At 43.5% G+C, this 24,732-nt stretch carries 29 protein-coding genes; 12 read left to right on the top strand and 17 right to left on the bottom strand.

The annotated features are described in order from the left end of the window. The 4 genes from NG798_RS22700 to NG798_RS22685 all read right to left on the bottom strand — a co-directional run bounded on the left by NG798_RS22700 (position 1) and on the right by NG798_RS22685 (position 3,284). Positions 1-519 (bottom strand): DUF29 domain-containing protein, encoded by a 519-nt coding sequence (locus NG798_RS22700; protein ID WP_261225990.1) that lies wholly within the window; start codon positions 517-519, stop codon positions 1-3. 124 nt (positions 520-643) lie between these two features. Continuing rightward, entirely contained in the window at positions 644-2,407 is a 1,764-nt protein-coding gene (locus NG798_RS22695; protein WP_261225989.1) for an ABC transporter ATP-binding protein, read from the bottom strand. Positions 2,408-2,559: 152 nt separating this feature from the next. Then, a complete protein-coding gene (locus NG798_RS22690; protein WP_261225988.1) occupies positions 2,560-3,105 on the bottom strand; it encodes a hypothetical protein in 546 nt (181 codons plus the stop codon). After that, positions 3,102-3,284, bottom strand: a complete 183-nt coding sequence (locus tag NG798_RS22685; RefSeq protein ID WP_261225987.1) for a hypothetical protein — start codon at positions 3,282-3,284, stop codon at positions 3,102-3,104. The genes NG798_RS22690 and NG798_RS22685 overlap by 4 nt, the downstream gene beginning before the upstream one ends. Positions 3,285-3,770: 486 nt before the next feature. Between NG798_RS22685 and NG798_RS22680 the strand changes: the two genes are divergently transcribed. Further along, the gene (locus NG798_RS22680; RefSeq protein ID WP_317619626.1) at positions 3,771-4,742 is read left to right on the top strand and encodes a pentapeptide repeat-containing protein; all 972 of its coding nucleotides are present in this window, start codon (positions 3,771-3,773) and stop codon (positions 4,740-4,742) included. Positions 4,743-4,819: 77 nt separating this feature from the next. Here the strand turns inward: NG798_RS22680 and pap are convergent, their stop codons facing one another. The 5 genes from pap to NG798_RS22655 all read right to left on the bottom strand — a co-directional run bounded on the left by pap (position 4,820) and on the right by NG798_RS22655 (position 14,144). Continuing rightward, positions 4,820-6,310: a polyphosphate:AMP phosphotransferase gene (pap, locus tag NG798_RS22675; protein ID WP_261225986.1), complete on the bottom strand. Its 1,491-nt coding sequence runs from the start codon at positions 6,308-6,310 to the stop codon at positions 4,820-4,822. A gap of 469 nt (positions 6,311-6,779) precedes the next feature. Next, entirely contained in the window at positions 6,780-7,727 is a 948-nt protein-coding gene (locus NG798_RS22670; RefSeq protein ID WP_261225985.1) for a Uma2 family endonuclease, read from the bottom strand. A 747-nt stretch (positions 7,728-8,474) separates the two neighbouring features. Then, on the bottom strand, positions 8,475-12,566 hold the full coding sequence (locus tag NG798_RS22665) for an HAD family hydrolase (protein ID WP_261225984.1): 4,092 nt from the start codon (positions 12,564-12,566) through the stop codon (positions 8,475-8,477). A 404-nt stretch (positions 12,567-12,970) separates the two neighbouring features. After that, on the bottom strand, positions 12,971-13,654 hold the full coding sequence (gene queC / locus NG798_RS22660) for a 7-cyano-7-deazaguanine synthase QueC (protein WP_261225983.1): 684 nt from the start codon (positions 13,652-13,654) through the stop codon (positions 12,971-12,973). A 67-nt stretch (positions 13,655-13,721) separates the two neighbouring features. Beyond that, the gene (locus tag NG798_RS22655) at positions 13,722-14,144 is read right to left on the bottom strand and encodes a DUF2808 domain-containing protein (protein ID WP_261225982.1); all 423 of its coding nucleotides are present in this window, start codon (positions 14,142-14,144) and stop codon (positions 13,722-13,724) included. A 212-nt stretch (positions 14,145-14,356) separates the two neighbouring features. Between NG798_RS22655 and NG798_RS22650 the strand changes: the two genes are divergently transcribed. Then, positions 14,357-14,851 carry a DUF4149 domain-containing protein gene (locus NG798_RS22650; RefSeq protein WP_261225981.1) on the top strand — a complete coding sequence of 165 codons (495 nt, stop codon included), beginning with the start codon at positions 14,357-14,359 and terminating at the stop codon, positions 14,849-14,851. 84 nt (positions 14,852-14,935) lie between these two features. Here the strand turns inward: NG798_RS22650 and NG798_RS22645 are convergent, their stop codons facing one another. From NG798_RS22645 to NG798_RS22635, 3 genes are all read right to left on the bottom strand, one after another. Then, positions 14,936-15,259 carry a TMEM165/GDT1 family protein gene (locus NG798_RS22645; RefSeq protein ID WP_261225980.1) on the bottom strand — a complete coding sequence of 108 codons (324 nt, stop codon included), beginning with the start codon at positions 15,257-15,259 and terminating at the stop codon, positions 14,936-14,938. 85 nt (positions 15,260-15,344) lie between these two features. After that, a complete protein-coding gene (locus tag NG798_RS22640; RefSeq protein WP_261225979.1) occupies positions 15,345-15,782 on the bottom strand; it encodes a TMEM165/GDT1 family protein in 438 nt (145 codons plus the stop codon). A 161-nt stretch (positions 15,783-15,943) separates the two neighbouring features. Beyond that, positions 15,944-16,300 carry a YkgJ family cysteine cluster protein gene (locus NG798_RS22635; protein ID WP_261226015.1) on the bottom strand — a complete coding sequence of 119 codons (357 nt, stop codon included), beginning with the start codon at positions 16,298-16,300 and terminating at the stop codon, positions 15,944-15,946. Positions 16,301-16,486: 186 nt separating this feature from the next. On the opposite strand from NG798_RS22635, the gene psb30 reads away from it, so the two are divergent. Further along, positions 16,487-16,615, top strand: a complete 129-nt coding sequence (psb30, locus tag NG798_RS22630) for a photosystem II reaction center protein Ycf12/Psb30 (RefSeq protein ID WP_261225978.1) — start codon at positions 16,487-16,489, stop codon at positions 16,613-16,615. A 159-nt stretch (positions 16,616-16,774) separates the two neighbouring features. On the opposite strand, the gene NG798_RS22625 is transcribed toward psb30, so the two are convergent. Next, positions 16,775-17,263 carry a universal stress protein gene (locus NG798_RS22625; RefSeq protein WP_261225977.1) on the bottom strand — a complete coding sequence of 163 codons (489 nt, stop codon included), beginning with the start codon at positions 17,261-17,263 and terminating at the stop codon, positions 16,775-16,777. A gap of 146 nt (positions 17,264-17,409) precedes the next feature. On the opposite strand from NG798_RS22625, the gene NG798_RS22620 reads away from it, so the two are divergent. From NG798_RS22620 to NG798_RS22600, 5 genes are all read left to right on the top strand, one after another. Then, entirely contained in the window at positions 17,410-17,616 is a 207-nt protein-coding gene (locus NG798_RS22620) for a DUF3285 domain-containing protein (protein WP_261225976.1), read from the top strand. A 13-nt stretch (positions 17,617-17,629) separates the two neighbouring features. Continuing rightward, entirely contained in the window at positions 17,630-18,148 is a 519-nt protein-coding gene (gene ybeY / locus NG798_RS22615; RefSeq protein WP_261225975.1) for an rRNA maturation RNase YbeY, read from the top strand. Between the two features lie 81 nt (positions 18,149-18,229). Further along, a complete protein-coding gene (locus NG798_RS22610) occupies positions 18,230-18,772 on the top strand; it encodes a diacylglycerol kinase family protein (RefSeq protein WP_261225974.1) in 543 nt (180 codons plus the stop codon). A gap of 66 nt (positions 18,773-18,838) precedes the next feature. Then, positions 18,839-19,426 carry an aminodeoxychorismate/anthranilate synthase component II gene (locus NG798_RS22605; protein ID WP_261225973.1) on the top strand — a complete coding sequence of 196 codons (588 nt, stop codon included), beginning with the start codon at positions 18,839-18,841 and terminating at the stop codon, positions 19,424-19,426. Positions 19,427-19,502: 76 nt separating this feature from the next. Further along, positions 19,503-20,279 (top strand): MBL fold metallo-hydrolase, encoded by a 777-nt coding sequence (locus NG798_RS22600; RefSeq protein ID WP_261226014.1) that lies wholly within the window; start codon positions 19,503-19,505, stop codon positions 20,277-20,279. 54 nt (positions 20,280-20,333) lie between these two features. On the opposite strand, the gene NG798_RS22595 is transcribed toward NG798_RS22600, so the two are convergent. Further along, positions 20,334-21,560, bottom strand: coding sequence for an acyltransferase (locus NG798_RS22595; RefSeq protein WP_261225972.1), 1,227 nt, complete (start codon positions 21,558-21,560; stop codon positions 20,334-20,336). 363 nt (positions 21,561-21,923) lie between these two features. On the opposite strand from NG798_RS22595, the gene NG798_RS22590 reads away from it, so the two are divergent. From NG798_RS22590 to NG798_RS22580, 3 genes are all read left to right on the top strand, one after another. Beyond that, positions 21,924-22,133 carry a hypothetical protein gene (locus NG798_RS22590; protein ID WP_261225971.1) on the top strand — a complete coding sequence of 70 codons (210 nt, stop codon included), beginning with the start codon at positions 21,924-21,926 and terminating at the stop codon, positions 22,131-22,133. Between the two features lie 145 nt (positions 22,134-22,278). After that, positions 22,279-22,590, top strand: coding sequence for a DUF4258 domain-containing protein (locus NG798_RS22585; protein WP_317619625.1), 312 nt, complete (start codon positions 22,279-22,281; stop codon positions 22,588-22,590). Then, positions 22,587-22,811, top strand: coding sequence for a YgiT-type zinc finger protein (locus NG798_RS22580; RefSeq protein WP_261225970.1), 225 nt, complete (start codon positions 22,587-22,589; stop codon positions 22,809-22,811). The genes NG798_RS22585 and NG798_RS22580 overlap by 4 nt, the downstream gene beginning before the upstream one ends. A 44-nt stretch (positions 22,812-22,855) precedes the next feature. On the opposite strand, the gene NG798_RS22575 is transcribed toward NG798_RS22580, so the two are convergent. Further along, positions 22,856-23,017, bottom strand: coding sequence for a hypothetical protein (locus NG798_RS22575; RefSeq protein WP_261225969.1), 162 nt, complete (start codon positions 23,015-23,017; stop codon positions 22,856-22,858). A gap of 29 nt (positions 23,018-23,046) precedes the next feature. On the opposite strand from NG798_RS22575, the gene NG798_RS28235 reads away from it, so the two are divergent. Beyond that, positions 23,047-23,244, top strand: coding sequence for a ribbon-helix-helix domain-containing protein (locus NG798_RS28235; RefSeq protein WP_375338995.1), 198 nt, complete (start codon positions 23,047-23,049; stop codon positions 23,242-23,244). A gap of 181 nt (positions 23,245-23,425) precedes the next feature. Here NG798_RS28235 and NG798_RS22570 read toward each other — a convergent pair whose 3' ends face one another. Together NG798_RS22570 and NG798_RS22565 are read right to left on the bottom strand one after the other, a co-directional pair. Further along, positions 23,426-23,677 (bottom strand): hypothetical protein, encoded by a 252-nt coding sequence (locus tag NG798_RS22570; RefSeq protein ID WP_261225968.1) that lies wholly within the window; start codon positions 23,675-23,677, stop codon positions 23,426-23,428. Positions 23,678-23,971: 294 nt separating this feature from the next. Next, positions 23,972-24,529 carry a hypothetical protein gene (locus NG798_RS22565; protein WP_261225967.1) on the bottom strand — a complete coding sequence of 186 codons (558 nt, stop codon included), beginning with the start codon at positions 24,527-24,529 and terminating at the stop codon, positions 23,972-23,974. Positions 24,530-24,732 lie beyond the last annotated feature (203 nt).

Genomic DNA, 24,732 nt, shown 5'->3' with positions numbered 1-24,732 from the left:
CTAATCTCTCCCCAATTGCCAATTTTCGCCGCCTGGTAGTTGAACTAAATAGGTATCAACGATATCTAAAAGTGTTTCACCGGAATGTTCATAAGTTAAATTTAGCAAGTTTTCAGCGGTTTGGATAAGTTGTTTTCTATCTATCATAGCTGAAAGTTGAGCCGGTCTTAATTTTCCGCCTTGCACTTCTACAGCAGCAAGCCGAATGGCTCTCCCCATCGCCTCTTCTAGTAAGATTCCCCAATCTCCCTCTTTAATATAATAGGAGGTTTTATTATCTTTTAAATTGGTGGTTTTTATCTCTGCGATAGAATCGGTAATCGATGCCGACCAAGAATTATTTAGACGCTGTTCTATCTGGTTTTTTATTAAATGAACCATGATTCTAACCAAATAGGATTTAATTTTATTAATTTTATCTTCTTTACTCATTGATTCCAATTCATCGACAATGAAAAGAGCATCTTCATATCTTCCCTCAAGTATGCTGTTTCTTAAATCTGTTAATTCTTGCGTCATCTCTAAATCTCCCTACTTCCCCTTATCTAAATTTAGCGCAAATCTGCCTCAATTGTCAACAAAAAAATAACCCCTTTTGGGGGTTTTTATTAGTTGTCTAACAACTGGTTTTAATTGGTGGAAACTAACGTAATAGTTCCTCTAGTTTTTGCTGATCCCAGAGGGAACGATATAAACCGTCATTGGCGATTAATTCTGCATGGGTGCCGGTTTCGACAATTTGCCCTTTATCCATGACAAAAATGCGATCTGCGAGTGCGGTTGCAGACATTTGATGGGAAATAAAAATCACGGTTTTTTTCTGAGTGCCGGCAGATAAGTTATTTAAAATTTGGGTGGCTGTTTGGTTATCAACACTCGAAAGCGCATCATCCAAAATCAAAACCGGCACTTCCATTAATAATGCACGCGATAAAGCTGTACGCTGTCTTTGTCCGCCAGAAAGTGTAATTCCTCTTTCTCCCACAACGGTTTCATACTGTTGGGGAAAGTTCAAAATTTCTGGGTGAATTTGGGCTTCTTTGGCTGCATTTTCTACTTGGTTTTTTTCGGCGAGGGGATTGCCATAGCGGATATTATTTTTGATGGTAGCGCTGAATAAAAAACTGTCTTGCGGCACATAAGAAATTGCTTTTCGTAAGTCTTCTAAGCGCAATTTGGTGATATCGCAATTATCCAAAAATAACTGGCCAGGTGATATTTCTAACAAGTGGGGTAAAGCATTGGCTAAAGTTGATTTTCCTGAACCAATCGGGCCGACTATGGCAACGGTTTCTCCTGGTTCTATGGTAAAATTGATATGAGATAATGCCTCAACTTTTGAGCCTGGATAAGAATAAGTTAAATCGCGCGCTTCGATTTTGCCGCGCACCGGCACGGGTAAGGAAATTGGCTGTTTTGGATCGGTAATTTTTGGCTCTACAGTTAATATGGCTTCGATGCGATCTATGCTGACTTCTCCTCGCTGATAGGCGGTGATTGTAAAGCCTAATAAAGCGGTGGGAAATACGAGGCGCTCAACATATAAAATGAGGGCTATAAAATCGCCGACGCTAATTTCTTGTGCAGCAATGGCACCGGCACCAAATGCCAGCAAAATTAGCAAACTTAAACTGGCTAAACCGGCCAAAATGGGAAATAACAGTGTCCGGGTTCTTGCTAGGCTTAAATTGGCTCGAAATAAGCGCTCATTATTCTCTCGGAAGGCGCGGCGCTCATTTTCTTCTTGAGCGTATATTTTAATGAGACCTATACCGCTCATGTCTTCTTGTATTAACTCGCTTAAACCTGAAAGTTCTTCCTGTACTCTCTGCTGTTGATTTCGCAATTTATTGGCAAACAGTTGCACTAATAAAAGCATGATTGGATAAACAGCAATTGCCAATAAAGTCAAGCGGATATTGATGGTTAACATCACGGGCAAAGTTAAGCCATAAGCGAAAACAGTATTGGCTAAACTTAATACTGCAAACCCTAACAAACGGCGGATATTATCAACATCTGATGTGGCGCGGTTGATAAGGTCGCCGGTGCTGGTGTTGGCAAAATAGGCGGGTTCTAATTTGAGCAGATGTTGAAAGATACTTTGCTTTAAATCAAATTCAACCTGCCGGCCTACCCCAAATAATAACATCCGCGATGCGACGCGAATTGCCCACATAATGCTTGCCAGTAATAAAACTAGAAAAATGTAGGGTAAAATTGGTTGAATGCTGTTGCTGGCCGGTGTTTCTAACACTTGTTTCAATTTATCAACGCTGTTGCGAATCAACAGCGGAATATAAACCCCCACTGCATTAACAACAAATAATGCTCCCACGCCTAAAGAAGCTTGTCGCCAGTGGGGACGCATATAGTCGATGAGTTTTTGTAGCCGAGAACGTGCCATAATTTTGAGTTTTTCGGAATTTTACAGATGGCTAAATTTGTGAGTTAATCTTAGGGTATAACAATTTTCAATATTTAGGCCACTATTGAGGGATGGTAGGGACAGGGCTGGGTTGCGAAGTCCCTATAATAACTAGGCAAAAACGAGGCCGGTTAATAGCTTTTTGCGTTACAAAAACCAAAGGGATTGTAAAGCGCAGGCAAGGCGTTTTCTATAACGCGAGTCGTCTGAGAAATACCGCTGGTGCTGGGAATAAAATCGGTAAATCCATAGGTGGGGTTGACCTGTGTTTGCCCTAGTTGTCTTGCAAGCCACATCGGCGTTACGGGGGAACTAGCTACCACTAATATTAATAAAATTAAACCTAAAAGTTCCTTAAGTTTTTTGCGGGAACCTTTGGCTTTATTTCCGTTAGAATCGTCTTCTATTTTTCGGTTTCCTTCTGACCAAGCATATAGCAGGAGGACAATGGCTAATCCTAAAGGTTTAAGAGGAAATGTCAGAATTAGCCAAACAGATAAGGCTGAGGCGCAAGCACCAAAACTAGGCACTGCTAACAAGAAAAAAATCGCCCCAACTGTTACCACAGCTACCCCTAAATAATTGGGATAGGCGTCAGGGAGCCATTTTCGGAAAACCGGCACTAAAATAGAGCCAATTAAAAGGATGAGTAAAAAGCTTATTAAGGGTTCATTCATGGTGATCGAGGAATTTTTTTAAACATCAGACGAGGGAGGGTATTTTCTAAGACAATTGTTCTGGCCGGTGTGTTAATGACGAGAATTGCTGACAACGCCTTGGAAATGGCCTTGTTTATTTCTGGTTGACCGGCCCGACTTCCGGTAATTATACCTAACAAATTATCAATTGCAGCCATCCCCGCCCAGGCTAAAATTAATTTTGCGGTTATGTCAGCTTTGTTACATTTGTTTAACTGCGGAATTTTTGTTAAGAATCGTGAGCAAAATTAAGAAATCTTAAAAAAAAATAAAGGAAAATGTAGGCTACTATTATAAACAGATGTTTAAGCCTATGGGCAAGAAGAAAAAATGGCAAAGATTCTCAACGTTAAGCGGCAAGGCGGCAATCTGAAAATGACGAGAAACAGAGTAGAGTTATAGAGAGGAAAGGGTGAAGGCTCTGGGAACCCCTTAAAAAAACTTCACAAAACCTCCGGCCTAACTCGTTAATTTGAAGGCAGGATCAGGGTACTTTAACGATGATAGAAAGCTCTGAATTTTGCAAAAACGCAGTTATGCTGATTAATTCCTTAAAAATAAGAAACTATGCTGTCAAAGGCGACCGGCCCAAGGAAAAATTACAAACCTGAGACCGGCTTGGAATAACAATAAAGGCACAACTCATGTATTTAACCTTACTTCCCCAACGTTCCGAAAGCCAACCGAAAACGAACTCAAGAAAGCAAAATATGGAAGTAGAAAACCTGCTAAAACTGTACGAAAAAGGACAAAGAGACTTTGCCGGCGCCGACTTGCAAGGAGCGGACTTAAGCGGCGTAACATTAATAGAAGTTAATCTGGCCGGTGCAAACTTGATGGGAGCTAATCTCAGCCGGACATTTTTAACCAAATCAAACTTGAGTGATGCCTATTTAAACTGGGCAAATTTAAGTTATACAAAATTCAGCGAAGGAACGCTTACCGACGCCGACTTAACGAAAGCAAATCTCTGTGGTGCTTTTTTGGTAAAAAGTGATTTGGAAAAAGCAAAACTCAGCGGTGCCAACCTCACCGGCACAAACCTCCGCAACGCAAATTTACAGCGCGTAAACTTATGCGGAGCAAATTTAACTGATGCCAACCTCCGCAATGCAAACCTGCGCCGAGCGAATTTAAACTGGGCAAATTTGGCCGGTGCCCGACTGAGTGGAGCCGATTTGGAAAGTGCATTTTTAAATGGAGTTAACCTCAGTAAAGCTTTTTTGAACGGAGTTGAACTTGACGGAGCGGATCTCAATGGAGTGGACTTGAGCCAAGCAAAATTAAGCGCAATAAACTTGCAAAATGCTAATTTAATTGCCGCAAATTTTCAACAGGCAAAGTTGCGGGGGGGTAGTTTAGCGGGAGCAAATCTAGCCGGTTGTGATTTGCGGGCTGCCCTCCTGACAAAAGCCAATTTAAACTGGAGTAATTTAACTCAAGCTGATTTAACCGGCGCTGATTTAAGCGATGCTCATTTAGTGGGAGCAAAAATAGAAGGAGCGGATTTCACGGATGTAAAATTACCCGAAGAAACCCGCCGATATCTGTCTTTAATTGCCACCGGCATCACCGCTTGGAGCAAAAAAGAAACGAGGGAAACATTAAGTAATTAGCAGGGCAACCACCGCCACCGATTGCCCCTAGAAAAGAGGGGCCAAGGACAAGGAAAAGATGACAAATAACACATAACCTACCGGCCTTTTTTAAAAGCGGTACTAATGGCTTGGGTAACGGTTTTAATGACTTTAACGCGGGCAAAATATTTATTATCTGCCGCTACAATTGTCCAAGGAGCGGTTGGGGTGCTGGTGCGTTCAATCATTTGGTTTACGGCCACATCATAAAGCGGCCATTTTTCTCGATTACGCCAATCTTCGGCGGTTAGTTTGTGTTTTTTAAAGTCATTATCTCCGCGATCAGTAAACCGGTTTAATTGCTCTTCTTGACTAATATGTAGCCAAAATTTTAGCACCACATAACCGGCACTGGTTAATTGCTCTTCAAATTCGTTGATTTCTTGATAGGCACGTCGCCATTCAGATTCGCTGGCAAAGCCTTCTACACGCTCCACTAACACCCGCCCATACCAACTGCGGTCAAAAATTCCAAAAGTGCCGGCTTTCGGTAATTTTCGCCAAAATCGCCACAGATAATGATGGGCTTTTTCTTCATCAGTTGGCGCCGCAAAGGCATTGACTTTATAACTGCGAGGATCGAGCACATCGGTTAAGCGTTTAATGGCGCCTCCTTTGCCGGCTGCATCCCATCCTTCAAATAATGCTAAGACCGGCTTTTGATGTTCGTAAATGCTACGTTGCAGTTTTGTTAATTCGGTTTGTTCGAGGCGCAATTGCTCTTTGTACTCTTCTTTTGTTAAACTTTGAGACAAATCAATTTGAGCTAAAAAATCCGGTTCAATGGCATCAAGTTTGTTTTGGGGAGGACGGGGTGTGGGCAAACAAAAACTTTGGAAACGGTCTAAGGCTTCGGTAATTGTTGTTGCCATTTTTGTTAAAACTTTGACTCGTGCCCAGCGTTGACAATCTCCTTCAACGAGTGTCCAAGGTGCGTGACCGGTGCCGGTTTGAATGACCATTTCTTCGGCAAAGTTAGCATACTGACGATATTTATTTGCTTGATGCCAATCTTCGGGGCGAACTCGCCATGCTAATAATTCATCTTCGGCAGTTTTTTTGAGCCGGTTTTTCATTTCTTTTTTGCTTAGATGAATCCAGAATTTAGCAATGGCTACGCCATCATCAATGAGTTGCCTTTCAAAGGCATTAATTTGGCGCATAGCGGTGGGTACATCTGCGGTTTCGAGGCGATTAAAAAGCCGGTCTTCTAACACATGAGTGTACCAACTGTGATAGAAAATTCCGATGCTTCCACGCGCCGGCAAGTTTTGCCAAAACCGCCATAAAAACGGATATTGTTGTTCTTGAGGAGTGGCCGGCCAGATGGGATGAACGGCAAAACCTCGCGGGTCCATATAGCCTACCATGTTTTTAACTAATGCTCCTTTGCCGGCGGCTGCCCACCCTTCTAAAACAACAATAACTGGTAATTTTCTTTCCCAGCAAGCTTGTTGCAGTTCGCGCAGTTGGCGCATGAGAGTTTCGATTTGTGCTTTGTAGGCTTCTTTGTCGAGAGTTAGATTGAGGTCGAGATTTTCTAACATTTTTGTTTGATGGTTCTTAGGTTTAGTTGGGTAGGGTTTCCCCAAGAATTAGTGTAAATAAATTATCAGCTATTGCTACTAAGGAAAGTGTTAAAATAATCTTGAATTTAAGTGAATTGTGGGGGCCGGTGGGGTTATTTATTGTGAGGAGACAGGGTTTTCTGGTGCGTTGGGATGTCTGCAAACACCGGCTTTGTTTATCTAAAATATCTATTTTATATACAAAAAAAGCCGCTTCTAAAAATTTTGTTTCTCACATCCTTGTTAATTAATATATTTATATTTACCTGTGGTGATAAAAAGGTAAAAGTTGATAATACTAAGGAATTCTAAGGCATTGTGCCAGTAATTGAGGAGCCGGTGGATAGATAGTTTATAGCGCTTTTCAGTTGTCTGAAGTTTCTAAAAACCCGGTTTCGATAAAGTTACCGGGTTTTTAGTGTCAGGTTTGGTTGCCGGCGCTGAAATTTTAAGGTAATTGCTCAATAAATTCTGAGAGAGAATTTACTGTCATTCCTACCTCAACTAAATTTTCAAGTAGGGGTAAATCAAGAAGTTGCAAGCGAGTTTCTAAGTCTGCCGGCACTTCTTTAAACCGCACCGAAATTAACCGCAATAACTGCCGCTGGGCTCCTTGTTTTAAGCCTTCTTGTTCGGCAATTTCTGCTCGCCGGCGTTGGTTTTCGGCTTCTTGGCGTTGGTTTTCAGCTTCCTGGCGTTGGTTTTCAGCTTCCTCAACAGCCGCATCTGCTCGTTGTTTTTCTGCTTCTTCTGGTAACGGAACTAAATTACCATCAGCATCATAAAAACGCAACCAAACGGCTGTTTCTCGGTCAATGATTCCGGGCCAAGTTCCTAACCACAACCCCAAGCGTTGACACCATAACCAACCGCGCTCATTTCGGGTTAGTTCTTGATAGCCGGTATCGAGATGCAAATGCCATCCTCGTAAAGAATTGGGATCAAAAGGATCGTACACAAAATAATCTGATGTGCGGAAAGTTTGCTCATAGAGTTCTTTTTTCTTTCCTGTATCAACTTTTGCTGTCGAAGGTGACATAAGTTCTACAATCACATCAGGAAAACGACCGTTTTCTTCCCAAATTACCCAACCTTGTCGTTGTTTAGAACCATCAACATTTAAAACAACAAAAAAGTCAGGGCCACGAAAATCTTTATTTCGTACCTGCTCTGTGCTGTAATAAATGAACATATTGCCCCCAGAAAAATAATCGTTACGATCCGCAAAAGCGACGAGTAACGAGCGGATGAGGACGTTCATTCCAATGCGGTGCCGGTTACTTTCCAAAGGTTCTCCGTCATCAAAAATTAAATCTGTTGGTGGTAGTTCAGGAACCCAATCGTCCTCAACATTCATAGTTTCAACGATTGGCTCTTGAGTTGCTTCTACGGTCATCACCGAAACCTCTATCTGTTGAATGATTGACCGCTTTATTATTAGTTTTTTTGTCTACTAATAGCGGTTTATTAAACTCTATTTTACAAACTTTCTAACAATTTTGGGTAAAATTAACCGGCCTCTTTTTAGCTTACATATTAATTAGTTTTTCTCAGCCGTTTTTCTCACACAGTATTATAAATATAGCGTTTCTCAGACTGGGGTACAGAACAACCCCGGTTTCTTTTAGAAACCGGGGTTTTTAAAAGCCATTCTCTACTGAGCGAGAACAGCCAAAGCGTTATAGTGATGCGGCGAGCCTGCGGGTGTCCCCTTGAGAGCAGTTCATGTGATACTAAGTGCGAAAGGTGTGCTTAAGCCAGAGGATAAGCCAAGCCACCGGTTAAAACCGATTGTCTACACATTCGCGTAGCGTCACAAAGCACGAATTAAAAAACAGAAAACCTTGATTTTATAGCCCTTTCTTTTATAGTCTTTTAATTGAAATAACCTCACCCTCATCAAAGGCTATTCGCTGAGTTTAAACGGTTATTGGGCGATTTATGCTGCTTTTTCAACAATATTCTCCAGCAGTTTCCCCCCGAAATTTCTCAAATTTCCATCATTGTAAGTTTTTTGATTTTAACAGAACCTCCAAAAGTGCTTGCTTAGGAAAAAACAACTCAACCAAATCTTTAAAATTATTCATTTTCCACCTCCTAATTTAACAGTGCCAAAAGCCACAATATCATAGTATTTTTTATTTCAAACCGGCCTTGCCAACCTGACACCTTTGCCGCGTAAATCTTTCGCAGTTGCCACAATTTCCGGCCACCACAAAACAAGCTGCCCAAACTTATATACCAAACTTTGAGCAAGTTTGCGTGCATCATTAATATTCCTTCCTTGCAACAAATCTAAAGGCACAAAATACTCCTCCGTCGTCAAAGACTTACACAAAATATCCAAATATTTCCTCACATCATTTGCCCAAAACTTCGGCGACTCCCCACAGCTTTGTAAACGTTCCTCAGCCAAACGAATAAAACCTTGACTACTGCGCCAAGTTTGCAAGCGAATAAACTCCTCAAATTCCCCCGCCGGCAAATTCCCCAACTCACACAAATGCCGGCCTAAAATTCGCAACCTCTCACTTGCATTCCCCCCCCTACCAAATTCGCAAGATTTAACACATTCAATCATCAACTTAGCCGTATCAAAACCCGAAGCCGTCCTAAAAATTTCTCCCGGCCAAAACTTGCGATTCTCCACCGGCTCATGCAATAATGCCCAAGGTAAATGACCAAAAAATCCCTCCGAAAAACACTCCCATACCATCTTGGTAAAAATCAAATCTTGACCCCGACGAACAGGCAAAAACGGCGGCAACAAATCCCGATTATCTAACCCCACAAACGTCGTCATCCCAAAACTATCATCCGTAATAGTCCGCCGGTTCACACTTCTTAAAATCTCCCGACTCGTTAAAGCCATCCGATAACTTGATTCCGACTCCACCAAACGCCGGTGAGACTTTTCTGCCAACAATAAATATCCCATCGGCGCACCCCAAAAACCAAACGGCGCACCCCATCCACAATCTCCTGCTAACCCATTAAACGTCACCAAAACTTTGCCATTTCCTTTTTCCAGCCGGCCTAAAAACTCATTATCTATTTTATCAAAATCTGTCGGCATTTTATCAACAATTGCCCCCAAATTTTGCCCCAACAACTCCTCATGGCTTCCCAGCAAATCTTGCTCAGTAAACTTCACCCCATCCAGCGTATTTTGCCTATCTCTAAACATCCAATAATCCGAAGGATCAGCACTCGAAGAAAACGCCAAACCCTCCCTCATTTCCGGCGAAGCCACCAACCGGCAAACCGTATCATCATCCGCACTAAAAATCATATCTCCAACACTATGAAGCGTCAAAGCATTGCGATTTGCCCCCGGAGAAGCGCCCGTTTTATCCACATCAAACAAACCAAAATTCACTACCTCAGCCGGCAAATTTCCCGCCTCAATCAAAGCCTTAGCAAACGCTTCTTTCTCCTCAATTCCCCCATAATAAACCTCAACCCCATACTCTTTTTTAACTTCTTGCAACATCTGGCGATAACCATCTTGAGTTGCCGGTTTCGCAGAATCATCTAAAAGCACAAAATCATTGTCTTTGCCATATTCCTTACTATTCTCAATATAACTAGACAAAGCCCGTTTTGCCCCATCAATACGATTGCAACTCACCATTCCCACCGAGGCAATTAAAGGCACAGTTTCATCCTTTGCCCGTGAATTATACTTAGCAAAAACCTCATCTTTAGAAATCAAAAACCCAGCTTCCGCCAATTCAGCAAGCCCAGCTTTTCCCTCACCAAACAAACCCTTATTTTTCCCAATCTTATCAGCATGATCCTGCAAAGATTTAAACTCCCCACACTGCGACAAAATCCTCACCATTTCCGCCTTCAAAACCTTGCTAACCCCACTACTCCTCGAATAAACCAAAGCATCCTTATTTGGCAACTCCACCACTTCCAAATCAGCCACACGATAATAGCTAGAATTCCCCACATCCACCGGCTTATTTTCCAGCAAACCCCTATCTTTTTCGATATTTTCTATCTCAACAACCGCACCATTGCCAGTCTTTTTCAAAAGCAAAGCTTGCGCCTCTTCTTCCGAAATTTCATTTAACATTTTCAAAACATCCGCAATACTTTCCACATCCACCGGCACCCCATCATCCTCTTTCAAAACCTTTGCCAAACCCGCCACCGTAGGCGCCTCAAAAAAACGCGGCATAGTCAACTCAACCTGAAAATTTTCCCGCACCCGACTCAAAAGTTGCGTCATCAACAAAGAATGCCCACCCAACTCAAAAAAATTATCCTCCACCCCAACCGCATCAACCCCCAAAACCGCAGCCCAAATACTAGATAAAATCTCTTCAACCGCATTTCGTGGTGCCACATAACTCACAGAAATATCACGCCGACTCGTTTCTTTTAGAGACTCAATTTTTCTAAAAATTTCCTCAGCATCATAAAACTCAGACGCAATACGCGCCAGCATTCTCCGCCTCATAAAAACATCTTCATCCCCTCTTTTTTCAGCTTGTTTTGCCTCCAAAAAATTCCCATTTCCCACAACTGTATTATCTTCCTCCTCCCCCGTTGGCTTATAACTCACAGCCGCCGCCACATCCACCGGCACCCAAAAACCAAACCCCTCCCCAACCGCTATTTTTTCCACCCCCAAACTTTCCAAAAAATTCAAAGCCGGCTCATTTTTCTTCGTTTTCAAATAAACCAACTCCACCCCAGAAACACCCCGATCAGCCGCAATTTTTCCTAACTTTGCCAGCATTCGATGTTCAACACCCCGCCCCAAAGTACGACAACTCAGTAAAAAAGTATCAACCCTCAACTTATTCTTATCACAGCCAAACAAAATCAAACCCACCAACCCATAATCCCCAAACCGATCTCGCACCTCAACCCTTAAACCCTCCAATTCTTGCGACTCCAACAACTGTTTAATTTCACTTTCCGAACGGCGAATTGTTGTAAAATTAAACTGATTTGTTCGCAGCGTCAATTGCGAAACCCTCCCCAACTGTGCCGGTGTAATTTCCCCAATCTCAACCTCTAAACCCAACCCCTCCAAAAAATTCCCCAGCGTCAAAGACTTAGCCCGTAACTCCTCACGTTTGGCATTTTGTTTATAAAGTTCAGTTCGCAGCTTATCTTCCTCCGTAACCCCAGCATGATCAAACACCCAAACATGATTTAAAAACCGACAAATATCCTCCGACTTTTCCGGCAAAAGCAGCGTCAAAACCTCTGGAAAATTCGCCTCAACTTCCGCACATTCCACCGGATTATCATCAATAAAAACAAAACTATCCAACCCTAAATTTAACTGCTTTGCCAAAGACTTAATATTCTCAGACTTTGGTTGCCAATTAATCCGCCATGCCACAAGATGCTCTCGCTTGAGCGCCAAATCAAAGCGCTTTTCAAAAACCTCTAAAACATCCCCCTCATTATTTTTACTACACAGACAAATCAGCATCCCCGCCTCACTTTGCCTCACCATAAACTCTTGCAAAAATTGACGCGGCGCATCCATTTCAATCCCCATCACCCCTTCTTCACCCACCACACCTTTCCAAATCGTCCCATCACAATCAAGCACAATCACCTTATAACTTGGCATTAAAATTGCCCGAATTTTCCTAGCCAAAAAAGTACCAAGCGCCGCAAAAAACACCGCAGTATAAGGAACATTTCCTAACTCATCTGTATAAGAATCATAATAATTTTCCACCCCATAAACTTCGGAAATTTCCCCAGAAGTCGCAATATAAACCCCCCTCACCCCCGCCAGCAACGAACACACCATCGCCTCCATTTCCTGATAAAAATGCCAGCGGTTTCTGTCAGCCGCCGCCGCTACCGAAGGCGGACAAAAACAAATTAAAAAAGGCTGCGAAACCCCTGTCAATGCCGATTTCAGCGCAGCCGCAAACTCTCCCACTGTTTTTTCAATTTGCCCTTTTGCCCTCTCCGAAAGCCCCACCCCTAAACCCGCACGCTCATCTTCTCTTTCCCAATCTTCTATTCGCAATAAAATTACATTAATTCCTTTAGAATTTTGTAACAACACACTTGACGGATCAAGAAGTTGCTGGAAAACTTGATTATAAGGAGCAAACGCAATTTTGCAACCCAAATCAAGCGCCCGCATCCAAAACGCCAGAGATTCTTCAACTAACTCGGCTGTAAACGTAGCACTAATAGCAATTTGTATAACTTCAGATAATTTTTTAACTTCTTTTAATTGCATAATTCCACCCTTAACATTAATCTCTTTGAGAAAGCAGCATCAAAACTGATCTATCGTCCCCTGAACCAAAACTCGCCGAGCTTATTAATTCTTTTGTAACACAAATTCCACCCAGCCCTCTTTTTTGATGAGGCTGTTTCAGGGAGAATCTTGGGCGATGTGGAAACCTAGCTTTCGGTTGATTGTCCAATTTTTTACACCATTTGCACCTTAGCTGGCACCTATTACCTCCCCCCCTCATCAAAAAAACTTCTCTCTAAAAACATTATTCCTCAATTCACCCAAACAATATCTTCTACCAATAGTCCCAAATAAAATTGGGGCCAAATCATCTTAACCATTCTTTACACCGGCCCCCTCAAACCTCACCCTTCCCCCCAAAAAGCCTGGGCCTGCTGCCCCTCTTACCCAACTCTCGCATAAGGCAAAGGATCATTCAAACCCAACTCATCAAAAGCCGCCAAACGCAAAGAGCAAGAATCACAAACCCCACACGCCACATCATCCCCCGCATAACAAGACCACGTTTTTTCCCAAGGCACCCCTAACTTATTTCCTAACTCAATAATCTCAGTTTTTTTCAAATCAATCAAAGGCGCAACAATCTCAATTTTCTCCCCTTCCCTACCTTCTTTCGTACCCAAACGAAACACCTCCTGCATAGCCTCAATATAATCAGGCCGGCAATCAGGATAACCCGAATAATCCAAAGCATTCACCCCAATATAAACTTTTTTGGCCCCAATTGTCTCCGCATAAGCCAAAGCAAAACTTAAAAAAATTGTATTACGAGCCGGCACATAAGTCACCGGAATCTTCGCCGACATCTCCCCCAAAGACCGCTCCACCGGCACATCTATTTTATCATCCGTCAGCGCCGAACCACCCCACAACCGCAAATCAAAACTCACAACTTGATGCGCCAAAACCCCCGCCTTTTCAGCAACAAACCGCGCCGAATTCAACTCCCGCCGGTGACGTTGTTGATAATCAAAAGAAATCGCATAACACTCACAACCATCAGCTTTTGCTTGATACAAAACCGTCGAAGAATCCAAACCACCCGATAACAAAATAACTGCCTTCATAATTAAAAACTGATGATTGCTTACTGTGCCTTAGAAATTAATAATTACTGCTCTGACAATTAACAAATTACCAAAACCCAGCATCAACCGCACTATAAAAATGAAACCGGCCAAAACCCAAAAACTGACCAAAAGCCTTTTCACCCTTTGGAAACGCCGTCACCCCAAACAAATAAACCCCCTCATAACGCGGATTTTGGTAAGGCCGCAAAGCAATCGTCACCATATTACCAGGCTCCACCGGCTCTGAGAACACCACCGAAACACTACCAGCCTCCCCCTCCTCTGTAGCCTTTCCTAAACGCAATTCCCGCCCCAAATCATCCCGCCTCCCCCGAAAAGCCCGCGTATCCTCCAAATCATAGCGAATTCTTTCCGCGCCTTCCCCTTGAGCAATCGTCACCCGTTGCAGAGCCTCACCGGCATCCGCTGGAACACTCAGCGTAAAACCTAAAAAGCTGCCTTTCAATTGCAGAGCATTCAAACTCATCGCCTCCCGCTCAATACGAACGGCAATTTCGCCTCACTTATAGCATTTTCTTTACTTAAATTTCGCCAAAAGCAACAAAACTTTGCATTTCCCCCTGTAGAGATTTCACCACCCAAATTATAAAGTTTTTATGGCAAAAACTTAAAAATATTTCATATTTATTACAGCAGACATTTGCTAAAGTAAAGACAAGGCAAAAAGAGGATAAAAAAATGACAGCCTTTTCACAAGTAGACTCAAAACAAAACCAATGGCAAGCCGTCGTTATATATGCCCTAGCCTTCTGGCTCAGTGCTAGCTTTATCGTCGATTTCGTCATTATGCCCAGCTTATTTGCCGCCGGCATGATGGCACAACCAAGCTTTGCCACAGCAGGATATTCAATTTTCTGGATATTTAACCGCATCGAATTATTGTGTGCAGCCTTAATTATCACCGGCTGTTTAGTAGTAAAAAATACTCAAACTTTCCGCAGCAATTGGGGCAATCCAGCAATCATTATATCCCTGCTCCTGCTCACCATAACCTTAATCGACACCTACGCCCTCACCCCCACCATGAGCGGAATGGGAATGCAGTTAAACTTATTTGAACCCGCCACCGTACCAACGGGAATGAATTTAATGCACCAAAGCTACTGGACATTAGAGCTACTAAAAATCATCGCAGGCGGTGCCCTACTTAACCTCGGTTTACGCAAAGCCTAAATTATTGCAAACCAAGCGCGTCCTCAAGCATCTACAAAAAAAACCCCAGTTTCCTCTTAGAAACCGGGGTTTTGACATTTTAAATTAAACCAAAGGCTCACCACCATCTTCAACAGAAGAAACCCCCTCCTCAGCCGCATTGCGAAACCACAACAAACGCACCCCCATCACCGCAAAACCAACCGCCGCGCAAAGTTTAACAAAACGAGCCGGGAACAATTGAGCCACACTTTCCCCCAGCAAAACCCCCAAAAAACTCGCCAACAACAAAGCACCAGCAGTCCCCAAAAAAACAGCCCTCGGAGACTTAGAACTCCCACTAATTGCTATCGCCGCAATTTGACTTTTATCTCCCAACTCCGAGAGAAAAACAGTAATAAAACTTAAACCAATAAGTTGCCAGTCCATAATTTTTTTATTCGTCAATAGTCATTTGTGATTTATCAAACGTCAAGAGTCATCCGTATTGTTAAGAACAAAGCAGGAATAACAACTAACTCAAAACATCCACAAAAACCAGAGCAGAAATAATCAGCATCGTAATACCCGCACCAGTTTCCAGAGTTTTCGGAGAAACCCATTTAGCCAACCATTGACCCAACAAAACCCCTATCAAACTCGTAGCCACCAAAGCCGTACCCGCACCGGCAAAAACCATCCAAGGCGCATGAGACTCAGCACTCATCAAAAGCGTTGTCACCTGAGTTTTATCGCCAAGTTCCGCCAAAAAAATCGTTAAAAACGTAGAGCCAAACACAGACACCGGCAACTTCTTGTCAGCCAATACCTGCTGAGAATTTTTCTGCTCGGCTGGCACATCAATGATTTCGGGTGTGTAAGAATATTCCTCAAATACCACCTCGCTTGACCGTTGAGAGGCTTCGAGTTCCGTAACCTCAGACTTTGATGCCGACAAGAGATTTACAGACATTTGGCTCACTGGTAACTTTTCATATTTCTTTCATTTTCTCATAAAAGAGCCAAAAATCAAGCCAGTCAAGACAACCTAACCGCAAATCGTCCGACAAGTAAGGGCGAGTTTACCCAGAACCATAATCTACAGCACAGATAGGCCAGGGAACCCGCCCCTACTCAATTGCCAATTCCCACCGCAGAGTTAAATCGAATCATTTCCAAACTTTGCTCACCATACATATCGCCGATGTGTTCACGGCAACAGTCAATCGCAAACTCATTTAACTCCTCTGGCGGCACATCGTATAACTCTTTAAACACATCCGTTTCTACACGGCAAAACCGAGGCCGGGTATCATAAATGCGGCACTCTCGTGTTGCAGCATCAAAGTTAACACACCAGCCATTTTCCCCCACCAAACTTAAATAAACCTGGAGTTCGTCAGGGGATAAATACTCATCAAGGTCAGGGCGTTCGCTGGGATCGAGATAACAACACGCCCCGCACTGCTTCACACAAAGCCAAGTGGCCATCATTAAAATTCGCGCTTCACGCAGATCGGGCTTCTTGAGATTAGCAGGTGTAAGGGGCCATTTCAGATTGCGTTTTATAGAGTTTTGTAAACTAACATAAAAAAAATGAGAACTAACCAGGTAAAATCAATTACGGATTTTTTTAAGCTAAGTCACCAACAAAGTTGGGTTCAGTCGGGAGGAAAAATGGACTTTTTATCAAATTTAGGGAATGTCAACTGGGAGCCCCTGGTGCAACTCGCCTTTGTCGCGTTGATTGGGTTGTCTGGGCCGGTGGTGATCCTTTTGCTGGCTGCTCGCGGCGGCGACCTGTAAATAAAAACTCTCACCCCCCAGCCCTCCTTTCTTACCAGGGAAGGGGGGAATTTTTTTTTGGTGGTGGGGTGGTGAGGAAGTGGGGAGGCGCTCATGTTGCCTGCCCCACCGTGGAGCAGGCAACATGAGCGCCCCCATTCCCCCATCCCCCCATCCCCTTCAAGCTGAGTTTCCCTGGACAATCAACACCGAACAACCGGCATTATGAACCACCTGGTTACTCACACTCCCCATCAAAATTTCACTAATCCCCCTAAGACCCCGCCGGCCCATCACAATTAAATCAGCCCCCCAGCTATGAGCCATATCGCAAATACTCGCCGAAGTTTCCCCCACTTTGTAATGAAACTCTGCGGAAACCCCGCCTTGAGACGCTTTATCCGAATAACTTTGCAACCATTCACGCACTTGGTTTGATTCGTGGTCTATCACTTCCTGCTGCATTGAGCGCACCATCCGCGAACTGGCCGGATCAAGACCCATCCCAGTACCCATCAGCGGCGCAATTTCGCCTTCTTTTTGCCAACTCAAACAGTGAAACACCAACAAACTCGCATTGTCTTTTTGAGCGATATTCAAGGCTCTTTCAAAGACTGCCGGTGCTTGGGATGAGCGGTCAAGGGCAACCAATATTTTTGTAAAACTCATAGTTTTTTCTCCTGTGGCTAATTTAGTCGGTCAAGAACTTGCGGCATAAAGCGACAAAGAAAGTAAAATTTTAGGTGTTATGTTAAGAATGTTTGCGGTACAAAAACCCCGCGCATAAATTAACGCATTTCCCCCATTGTATTGCTATGAGTGATTTTTCCTCCCAAACTCCTATTTCAGTTCCACCGGCTGAAAACACCCCCACAGATACCAAAACAGAACCGCAACCCAGTTACGTTAAGCTGGCAATGCGAAATATGGTACGCAAGCGGGCAACCTCCCTCAAACATTTTTTTCTGACAACAGCCGGTCTGCTGGCGGTGTTGGTGGGTTTGGCCTATTTAACGCATTAGGAAAACAGCAGCTATGGCAGATTTAATGGTGCCGGTAGAGGTAGATATACAAGATTTGTACGCTGAAAATAAGCTGCTTGAAGGCTTTGCCACTGCACAGATCAGCCTTGAATCTTGGCAAAATTGGATTGAGCGTTGGCTAGAATTTTTGCAGGAGGATCTCCCACCGGCACCAGGCTATGAACTTAGCCTCCGCCTCACAGATGATCACGAAATACAAGCCCTCAATGCTCAGTATCGCTTTCAAGATAAGCCAACCGATGTTTTAGCCTTTGCAGCTTTAGAGGTCGAAGACTTCGCACCGGCACCCCCAGAAATGCCAGTATATTTAGGGGATATCGTGATTTCTGTCGATACAGCCACCCGCCAAGCCAGCGAACGCGGTCATTCTTTGGAATTTGAACTTGCATGGCTGGCATCTCACGGCTTGCTGCATTTGTTGGGCTGGGATCACCCCGATGAAGACAGTTTGAGTGAAATGTTAAACCAACAAGCACTTTTATTGGAAATGATAGGTCTGATCAGCCCATAGGTTATAAATGTTGAGTAAAAAAGCCCCGGAGCATCTGTTCCCTTAATTACCCGCCTTTAGGCATCCATCATAAAGCCGCTTATGAAGTCGAATATACCCCCGAACCCGCCCTCTAAACCAAAATCTGCCGGTCAAAATTCCTCTCCCCCCAATTTGTTGCCGGTGTCGTCAGATAGTTCTACTCCTGCTCAACAAAATGGCTCCGCTGGGCCGGTGAAAACTAAACGCGATTGTTCTTGGCAAGTAGCCCCCAATTTATGGATTAGTTTTAAATATGCTTGGGCCGGCTTGGTTTATGCTTTCCGCACTCAACGCAATTTTCGCATTCATGTTTTGTTGGGCAGTGTGGCGATAGGGTTAGGGTTTTTTTTACAGCGAAGTCATGTAGAAATGGCGGTGATAGGCTTGACAATTGGCGCGGTATTGGCAATGGAATTAATTAATACTGCTTTGGAGTCGGTTGTTGATTTGGCTGTCCAGCAGTCGTACCACGAACTCGCTAAAATTGCTAAAGATTGTGCCGCAGGAGCAGTTTTAGTTTCCGCTTTTGCGGCAATTTTGGTGGCCGGGTCAATTTTGCTGCCGCCTCTGCTTCTGTTTATCCAAGGATTGCCGGTTAAGTAATTTTTGGTCATTGGTGATTGTTAAACATTTACAATTCATAATTACCCAAAAAAAGGAGTGCAGATTTTGATTATTGTCATTGATAATTACGATAGTTTTACTTATAATTTGGTTCAGTATTTAGGCGAACTTGGTCAAGAGTTAGCGGTGGCTGAGGAAATTCGCGTCTACCGCAATGACCAAATTACTCTTGATGAAATTCGCTCCTCTGGTGCCGCTGGAGTTGTGATTTCTCCGGGCCCAGGCCGGCCAGAAGATGCCGGGGTTTCTTTGGATTTAATTCGAGAGTTAGGGCCAAATATTCCGGTTTTTGGTGTTTGTTTGGGGCATCAAAGTATTGGTCAAGTTTTTGGCGGCAATGTGGTGAGAGCACCGGAATTGATGCACGGCAAAACTTCCCAAATTCACCACACCGGCACGGGAGTTTTTAAAGGTATTGAATCGCCTTTTACCGCTACACGCTATCACAGTTTGGTTATTGAGCGTGATACTTGTCCAGAGGTGTTGGAAATTACGGCATGGGTAGATGATGGCACGATTATGGGGGTGCGACATCGTGATTATCCCCATATTGAAGGTGTACAATTTCACCCGGAAAGTATCCTCACAGATGCAGGCAAGCAATTGTTAAGAAATTTTCTGGAACGGCTTTAAATTATTATTGGTCAGGAGTCAATAGTCCGCCGGTGGGTATAGCCCACCCTACCAATTGAAAACTGACAAAATAATGATGAAACGTAGAAAATTAATCCGCTATGCGGGAACGGGATTTTTAGCAAGTTTAGCAGCGGGTTTGAGTTCAAGCTGGCAGCGTGGTATGGCCCAAACCGGAGGAGCGCTTTCTGTGCAATGGTTGGGTCATACTTGTTTTTTATTTTCCGGGGATGGTCAACGGGTTTTGGTGAATCCGTTTCGGCCTGGGGGTTGTACGGCGGGCTACCGATCCCCAAAAGTTGAGGCAAATTTGGTGTTGATTAGTTCGCAGTTACTCGATGAGGGTGCTACAGATGGTTTGCCAGGAAATCCTCGTTTGCTTTATGAACCGGGGGTTTATCAGTTAGAGGGGAAGCAAATTCAAGGTCTGCAATTAGCGCATGACCGCGAAGGTGGGCGCCGGTTTGGGTTTAATGTGGCTTGGAAGTGGACTCAAGGGGGGGTGAATATTGTCCATTTGGGGGGCGCGGCGGCGCCGATAGCAATTGAGCAACAGATTTTGATGGGCCGGCCTGATTTATTGTTGTTGCCGGTTGGTGGTGGGCCAAAGGCTTATAATCCCCAGGAGGCTTTGCAGGCTGTGCGAACGCTGAATCCCAAAATGGTTATTCCTACCCATTATCGGACGGCGGCGGCTGATGCAAATGCTTGTGATATTGTCGCTGTAGATGAGTTTTTAAGTTTGGTTGGTTCTTCTTCGGTTCGGCAAGTTAATAGCGATTCTATGACCATTTCTGCGGCGGATTTACCCCAATCTGGGCCGGTTATTTCGGTGTTGAGTTATCGGTTTTAAGGGCATTTTTGGGTTGGTGTTGGGTTTGGTTGCAACGCGCTTTGCGTCGCTTCGCTAACAACCCAACCTCCTTTTGAGTTTAAACCGGCCCGCTGGGATTTCTATGCAGAAATAAGTTAGGGTTGCTATCAGCATTGAGGTGATTATTGTGGCTATTAGTCGTTGAAAATAGGCTTGGAGAAGGTTGGGAGAATTGAAGATGGGGGTAAAGGCAACTATCAGGGGTAAATGCCATACATACATTCCATAAGATAATACTCCAAAGATTTCTAAAAGTCTGATGGGGTTACGCCGGCAGGCTTGCCAAGTTAGTTTTTCATTTTTAGAAGATTGTTGATATTGTTTGCCAGATTCAAAGGCGAAAATAAACCAACAAGTAATAATTGAACTGACGGCGGGGCCGAGAATTAAGAGAATCGGTTGGTTGTAATATTTGACAAAGGCTGTGAGTAAATATAAGCCTATTATGAGGAGAAAAGCGGCTGATTTTGTTTTGTGGCTGTGTGGGGAAATCCAGTCAGGCAAGCTTTGTTTTGCTTTTGTAAGGAGGGAATGTTTGGGTAGGAGGGGCTGAGATAAAATCAAAGGGTTGAGTAAAAATCCACACAAAAATGAATCAAGGTTCATTATGAGAGGGGTGTAATAATGTTGGGCAAATTCTCCTAATTGCTGGGGAAAGGTGGGAACTCTGGCAACAATTTCTTGCCAGCCAAAGTAACGGATAATTATGGAGGTTGAGAGTAAGAGTAGGCTGAGTTGTAAGATTGATTTTGGTTTGAGTAAGCGTTTGTTGAGGAGGGCAAAAATAAAGGGAACGGTGAGATAAAATTGAACTTCTGTAGAAATTGACCACAAAGCGCCATTGAAGGCAACCGGCAAGGTTTGATTGTAGGTGAAGGTTAGCAAGCGAAATAAATATTGCAGGTTTTGGGGGTGGAATATATGGGGGTAAAGGAATAAGCTTAGAACAATGACGGCAAAATAATAAAGGGGGAAAACCCGCAGGGCACGGTTGGCGAAGAAGTGAAGAATGCCGGTTTGATTTAGGGTGTATTTTTGGGTGTAAAAAAGTTTGCCCATCAGGTATCCAGAAAGGCAGAAGAAGATTCGCACTGCTACGCCACCGGCACTAAAGAGTAACCATGAGAGATCCCAGCCGGCTAAGAATAAGGTTTCTCTGGGTGCGGCGCTGTGAGCGATTAATACCATTAAGCAGGCAAAACCTCGCAGTGTTACTAATGCGTCTAAGCTGTTGGGATAGGCTGAATTGTTTTGAGTCATTCGAGTGCGGGTAATCGGTTATGCTTCAATGGAGCGGCACTCTTTGCTCGTGCCTTAAGTTTGCCTTAAAATCCTACCTTGAGACTTAGAGGCTATCACAGGGCAAACTTGAACCCGATCAGCGTTTGAGGCGTATTGTCTCAGCCCCGATAACGGCGTTACCGTCTACAACCAAGGCATCATCATCGGGATGTGGTGGAATGACCGAGATGTAAATGCTCATCAACACGGCAGCGATATTGACTTCACCTTTCATGGTTGAGTCTACGTCGTGCATTTCTTCGAGATGCCCCGCGAAATGTACTTAATACCTTTGCGCGCGCCGGTTGCCGAAGAAGACTTGCAGTCCTGGGGAAGTGTTCTGTGAAACCTCCATTAATTGAACTCACGCCGGCAGAGGAAACCGCCCTCAAAACCTTTCTCGGTGGCGAATGCTATCTTATCCCCGTCGGCAAACCTATCGGCAAAAGTGACAAATTCATGCACCGGCAGACTGCTAACAGGCTTCACCGTAAAGGCTTCATCGTAGCCGGTGAAACTTTAGCTAAACTCACACCAGCCGGTGCCGAATGATTACTTAATTGGGGGTTGATTGAAAGCTATCAAGTTGTTGACGAAACCTGGTGCTACATTTACGAATCCGACCCCGACGACATCCCCCGCCCTGGTTCATTCCGCTGGCATAGTGAAGTGAATCTTATTAACACCCTTCTGGCGAATGAAAACCATTGAACAAATACGGGTGGATCTACAGAGCGGTGATTTTGAGATGAGCGCCCACGCTTTCCAGCGAGCCTTAGCCCGGAACATCTCTTTAAAAGAGATGCAGGAAGCAGGGGAGAATGTCGTCATTATCGAGGACTATCCTAATGACAAATACTCTCCGAGTTGTTTAATTCTAGGGTTCACCAGTACCAGCCGACCTTTACATATCCAAGTATCTCGCCGATTAGGTACTTTAAAGGTAATCACCCTTTATCAGCCCAACTCGGATGAATGGAGCGATAACTATTCAAGGAGGAATTTATGAACCAATGTCACGTTTGCGGCTCAACCGAAATCTCAGAAAAAATCATTGACCACATCTTTAATATTGACGGGAAAATGATTTTAGTAGAAAACTTGCCCGCTCACGTTTGCGAAAGGTGTGGAGAAGAGACGTTTCATGTTCAAACTGTTGAAAGAGTGAGACAAAAGCTGGCAGACAGCCAGTTTCTCAAAACGATTGAAATACCAGTTTTGTCTTACTAAATCAAACTAAATCAAGTCTAGCTGGTGTCTAACACCAGCTTTTTTTAGCCATCAATACGCAGTGACGGCGGTAAATCTTCCGTCTCCTGACGCAACAAAATTTCCACTTCAATAGCTTTCTTAATCCGCTCTAAACAACAAAAATTCAACTCGCCAATCATATTAATAATTAGCCTTCTTTCATCAAAATTACCATTTAATGTCATAATAGATATATTCCCCTAATCAAACAACTATGTACAAAAAAAAGAACCATTCAATTTCCCTGGGTGATGACTTATTTGAGCAGGTAAAAACACTTGCACAAGAGAAAGATGTTACCTGTTCTTGGATTTTTAGAGCAGCACTTAAACAATATTTAGCTCAAAATCCCGTGTCTTTGTCCTCAAATCTCTCAATAAATTCTGAGACTGGGAATGAGTCTTTTAGCTGAAAGTTTGCTTCTTGAGATAAATGGAGTAAGATTTGTCTTTGATAAAAGTCAAGCTGCACTACAGCACTTTTAATTGCTAATAAATTTTTGTTTATCAGAGACAGTCTTCTCAATAAAGCCTATAACATACTAAGCATAAGAATTCCCAGCCCAGTATCAATAGCCAAAAGAATATCTTTAGTCAGATCCAAAGCCTTATGTCATTACTCTCCGTTACAGACAAACCTTTTTTCAAATTCCAAAAATACACGGTTCCATCTACCTCTACCTCTGTTTGATATGAAGCGCAAAAAATGGCTTTACAAAGGGCAGAAAAGAAAGAATCATTCATGTTTTGTTCTTGTGAAAAACCTTGCAATGTCGTTACAGATTCCTTAATTTCCTGCTGAGAAGGAGCTTTATCATACTTCCTCGCCTTTGAAATTAAAGCCATCAAAACAAACTCCATTCGCAATTTTATAGACAAAGGTCTGTTTAAGGGTACGCTAAATCTACACTTCTCGCCCATGTTACAAAGAATTCTCCACAAGTTTCGCCAAATTTTTCAAAAAACTCTTCAAGGAAATTTGCTAGTTTTTTATTCTTGTCTTCCAAATTGTGTATATAATTCTCAAAAGACTGTGCAAACGAGAACTTTTTACTACCCTCCTCTCCCCATTTACTAATAATTTCAGTGGCTCTATTACCCACCAGAATTTGCAATAGATCGCTTTTCTTTACCGCCCATTTAATGAAATGCCGAACTCCTTGATAAGCCTTCAAAAAGAACATAGTTTGTAAAGTTCGACGAACTCCCACCATGACCGACCACAGAGAAGTGCGTAATTCCTTTAAGAGCATCTATAAGGAAAATTAACACCCTCTTTACGGCTTCAAAACCACCCATAACACCGGCCATCTGGCTGATTCGTCCCCGTGTCACCCCCACCGCCGCTGCAATAGTAGAAGTCGTGCAAGCAACACCGGCAGCCAAAGCATCCCACATAGAAGCAATCATGGCTCTTTCACGCTGTACCCCCTTAGTTGCAGCAGCCAAACAAATATCAGCAACATCCACAAATTCAACAGTGCACCCCGGATAAAACCGCTGTAGCTCAATGGCCACATTCTGAGGATATTGGTCACTCACCAACCAGCAAGTCTTAGGTTTATCTGATAGCTGTGCCCTTAACCGGCCAACTAATTGGACAACCTCAGCCATCACTAATCTTTCCACCCACCGGCCAAAACTACCACCAAGATGTGTTGGTTCAACAGCTTGACCTCTGGTTGCAGCCCAAGCCATCGCTAGTGCCCCCAGGTTTGGTAAGGGAGAACCGATAGCAATCAACTGGTCACAATCACGAAAAGCGTTATAGCACTACGGCATAAGGTTAGGACAAAAATATGATAAGATATACCAAAAGCTAAATCGAGGAAAACAGTTATGCCGGCACCATATAGTTATGATTTAAGGACGAAAGCGATTGCAGCAGTAAAAAGGGGAGA

It is taken from the genome of Ancylothrix sp. D3o (assembly GCF_025370775.1).
GTDB lineage: Bacteria > Cyanobacteriota > Cyanobacteriia > Cyanobacteriales > Oscillatoriaceae > Ancylothrix.
The sequence above is the reverse complement of the archived record's forward strand: the minus strand, read 5'-3'. Positions and strand labels throughout refer to the sequence as shown.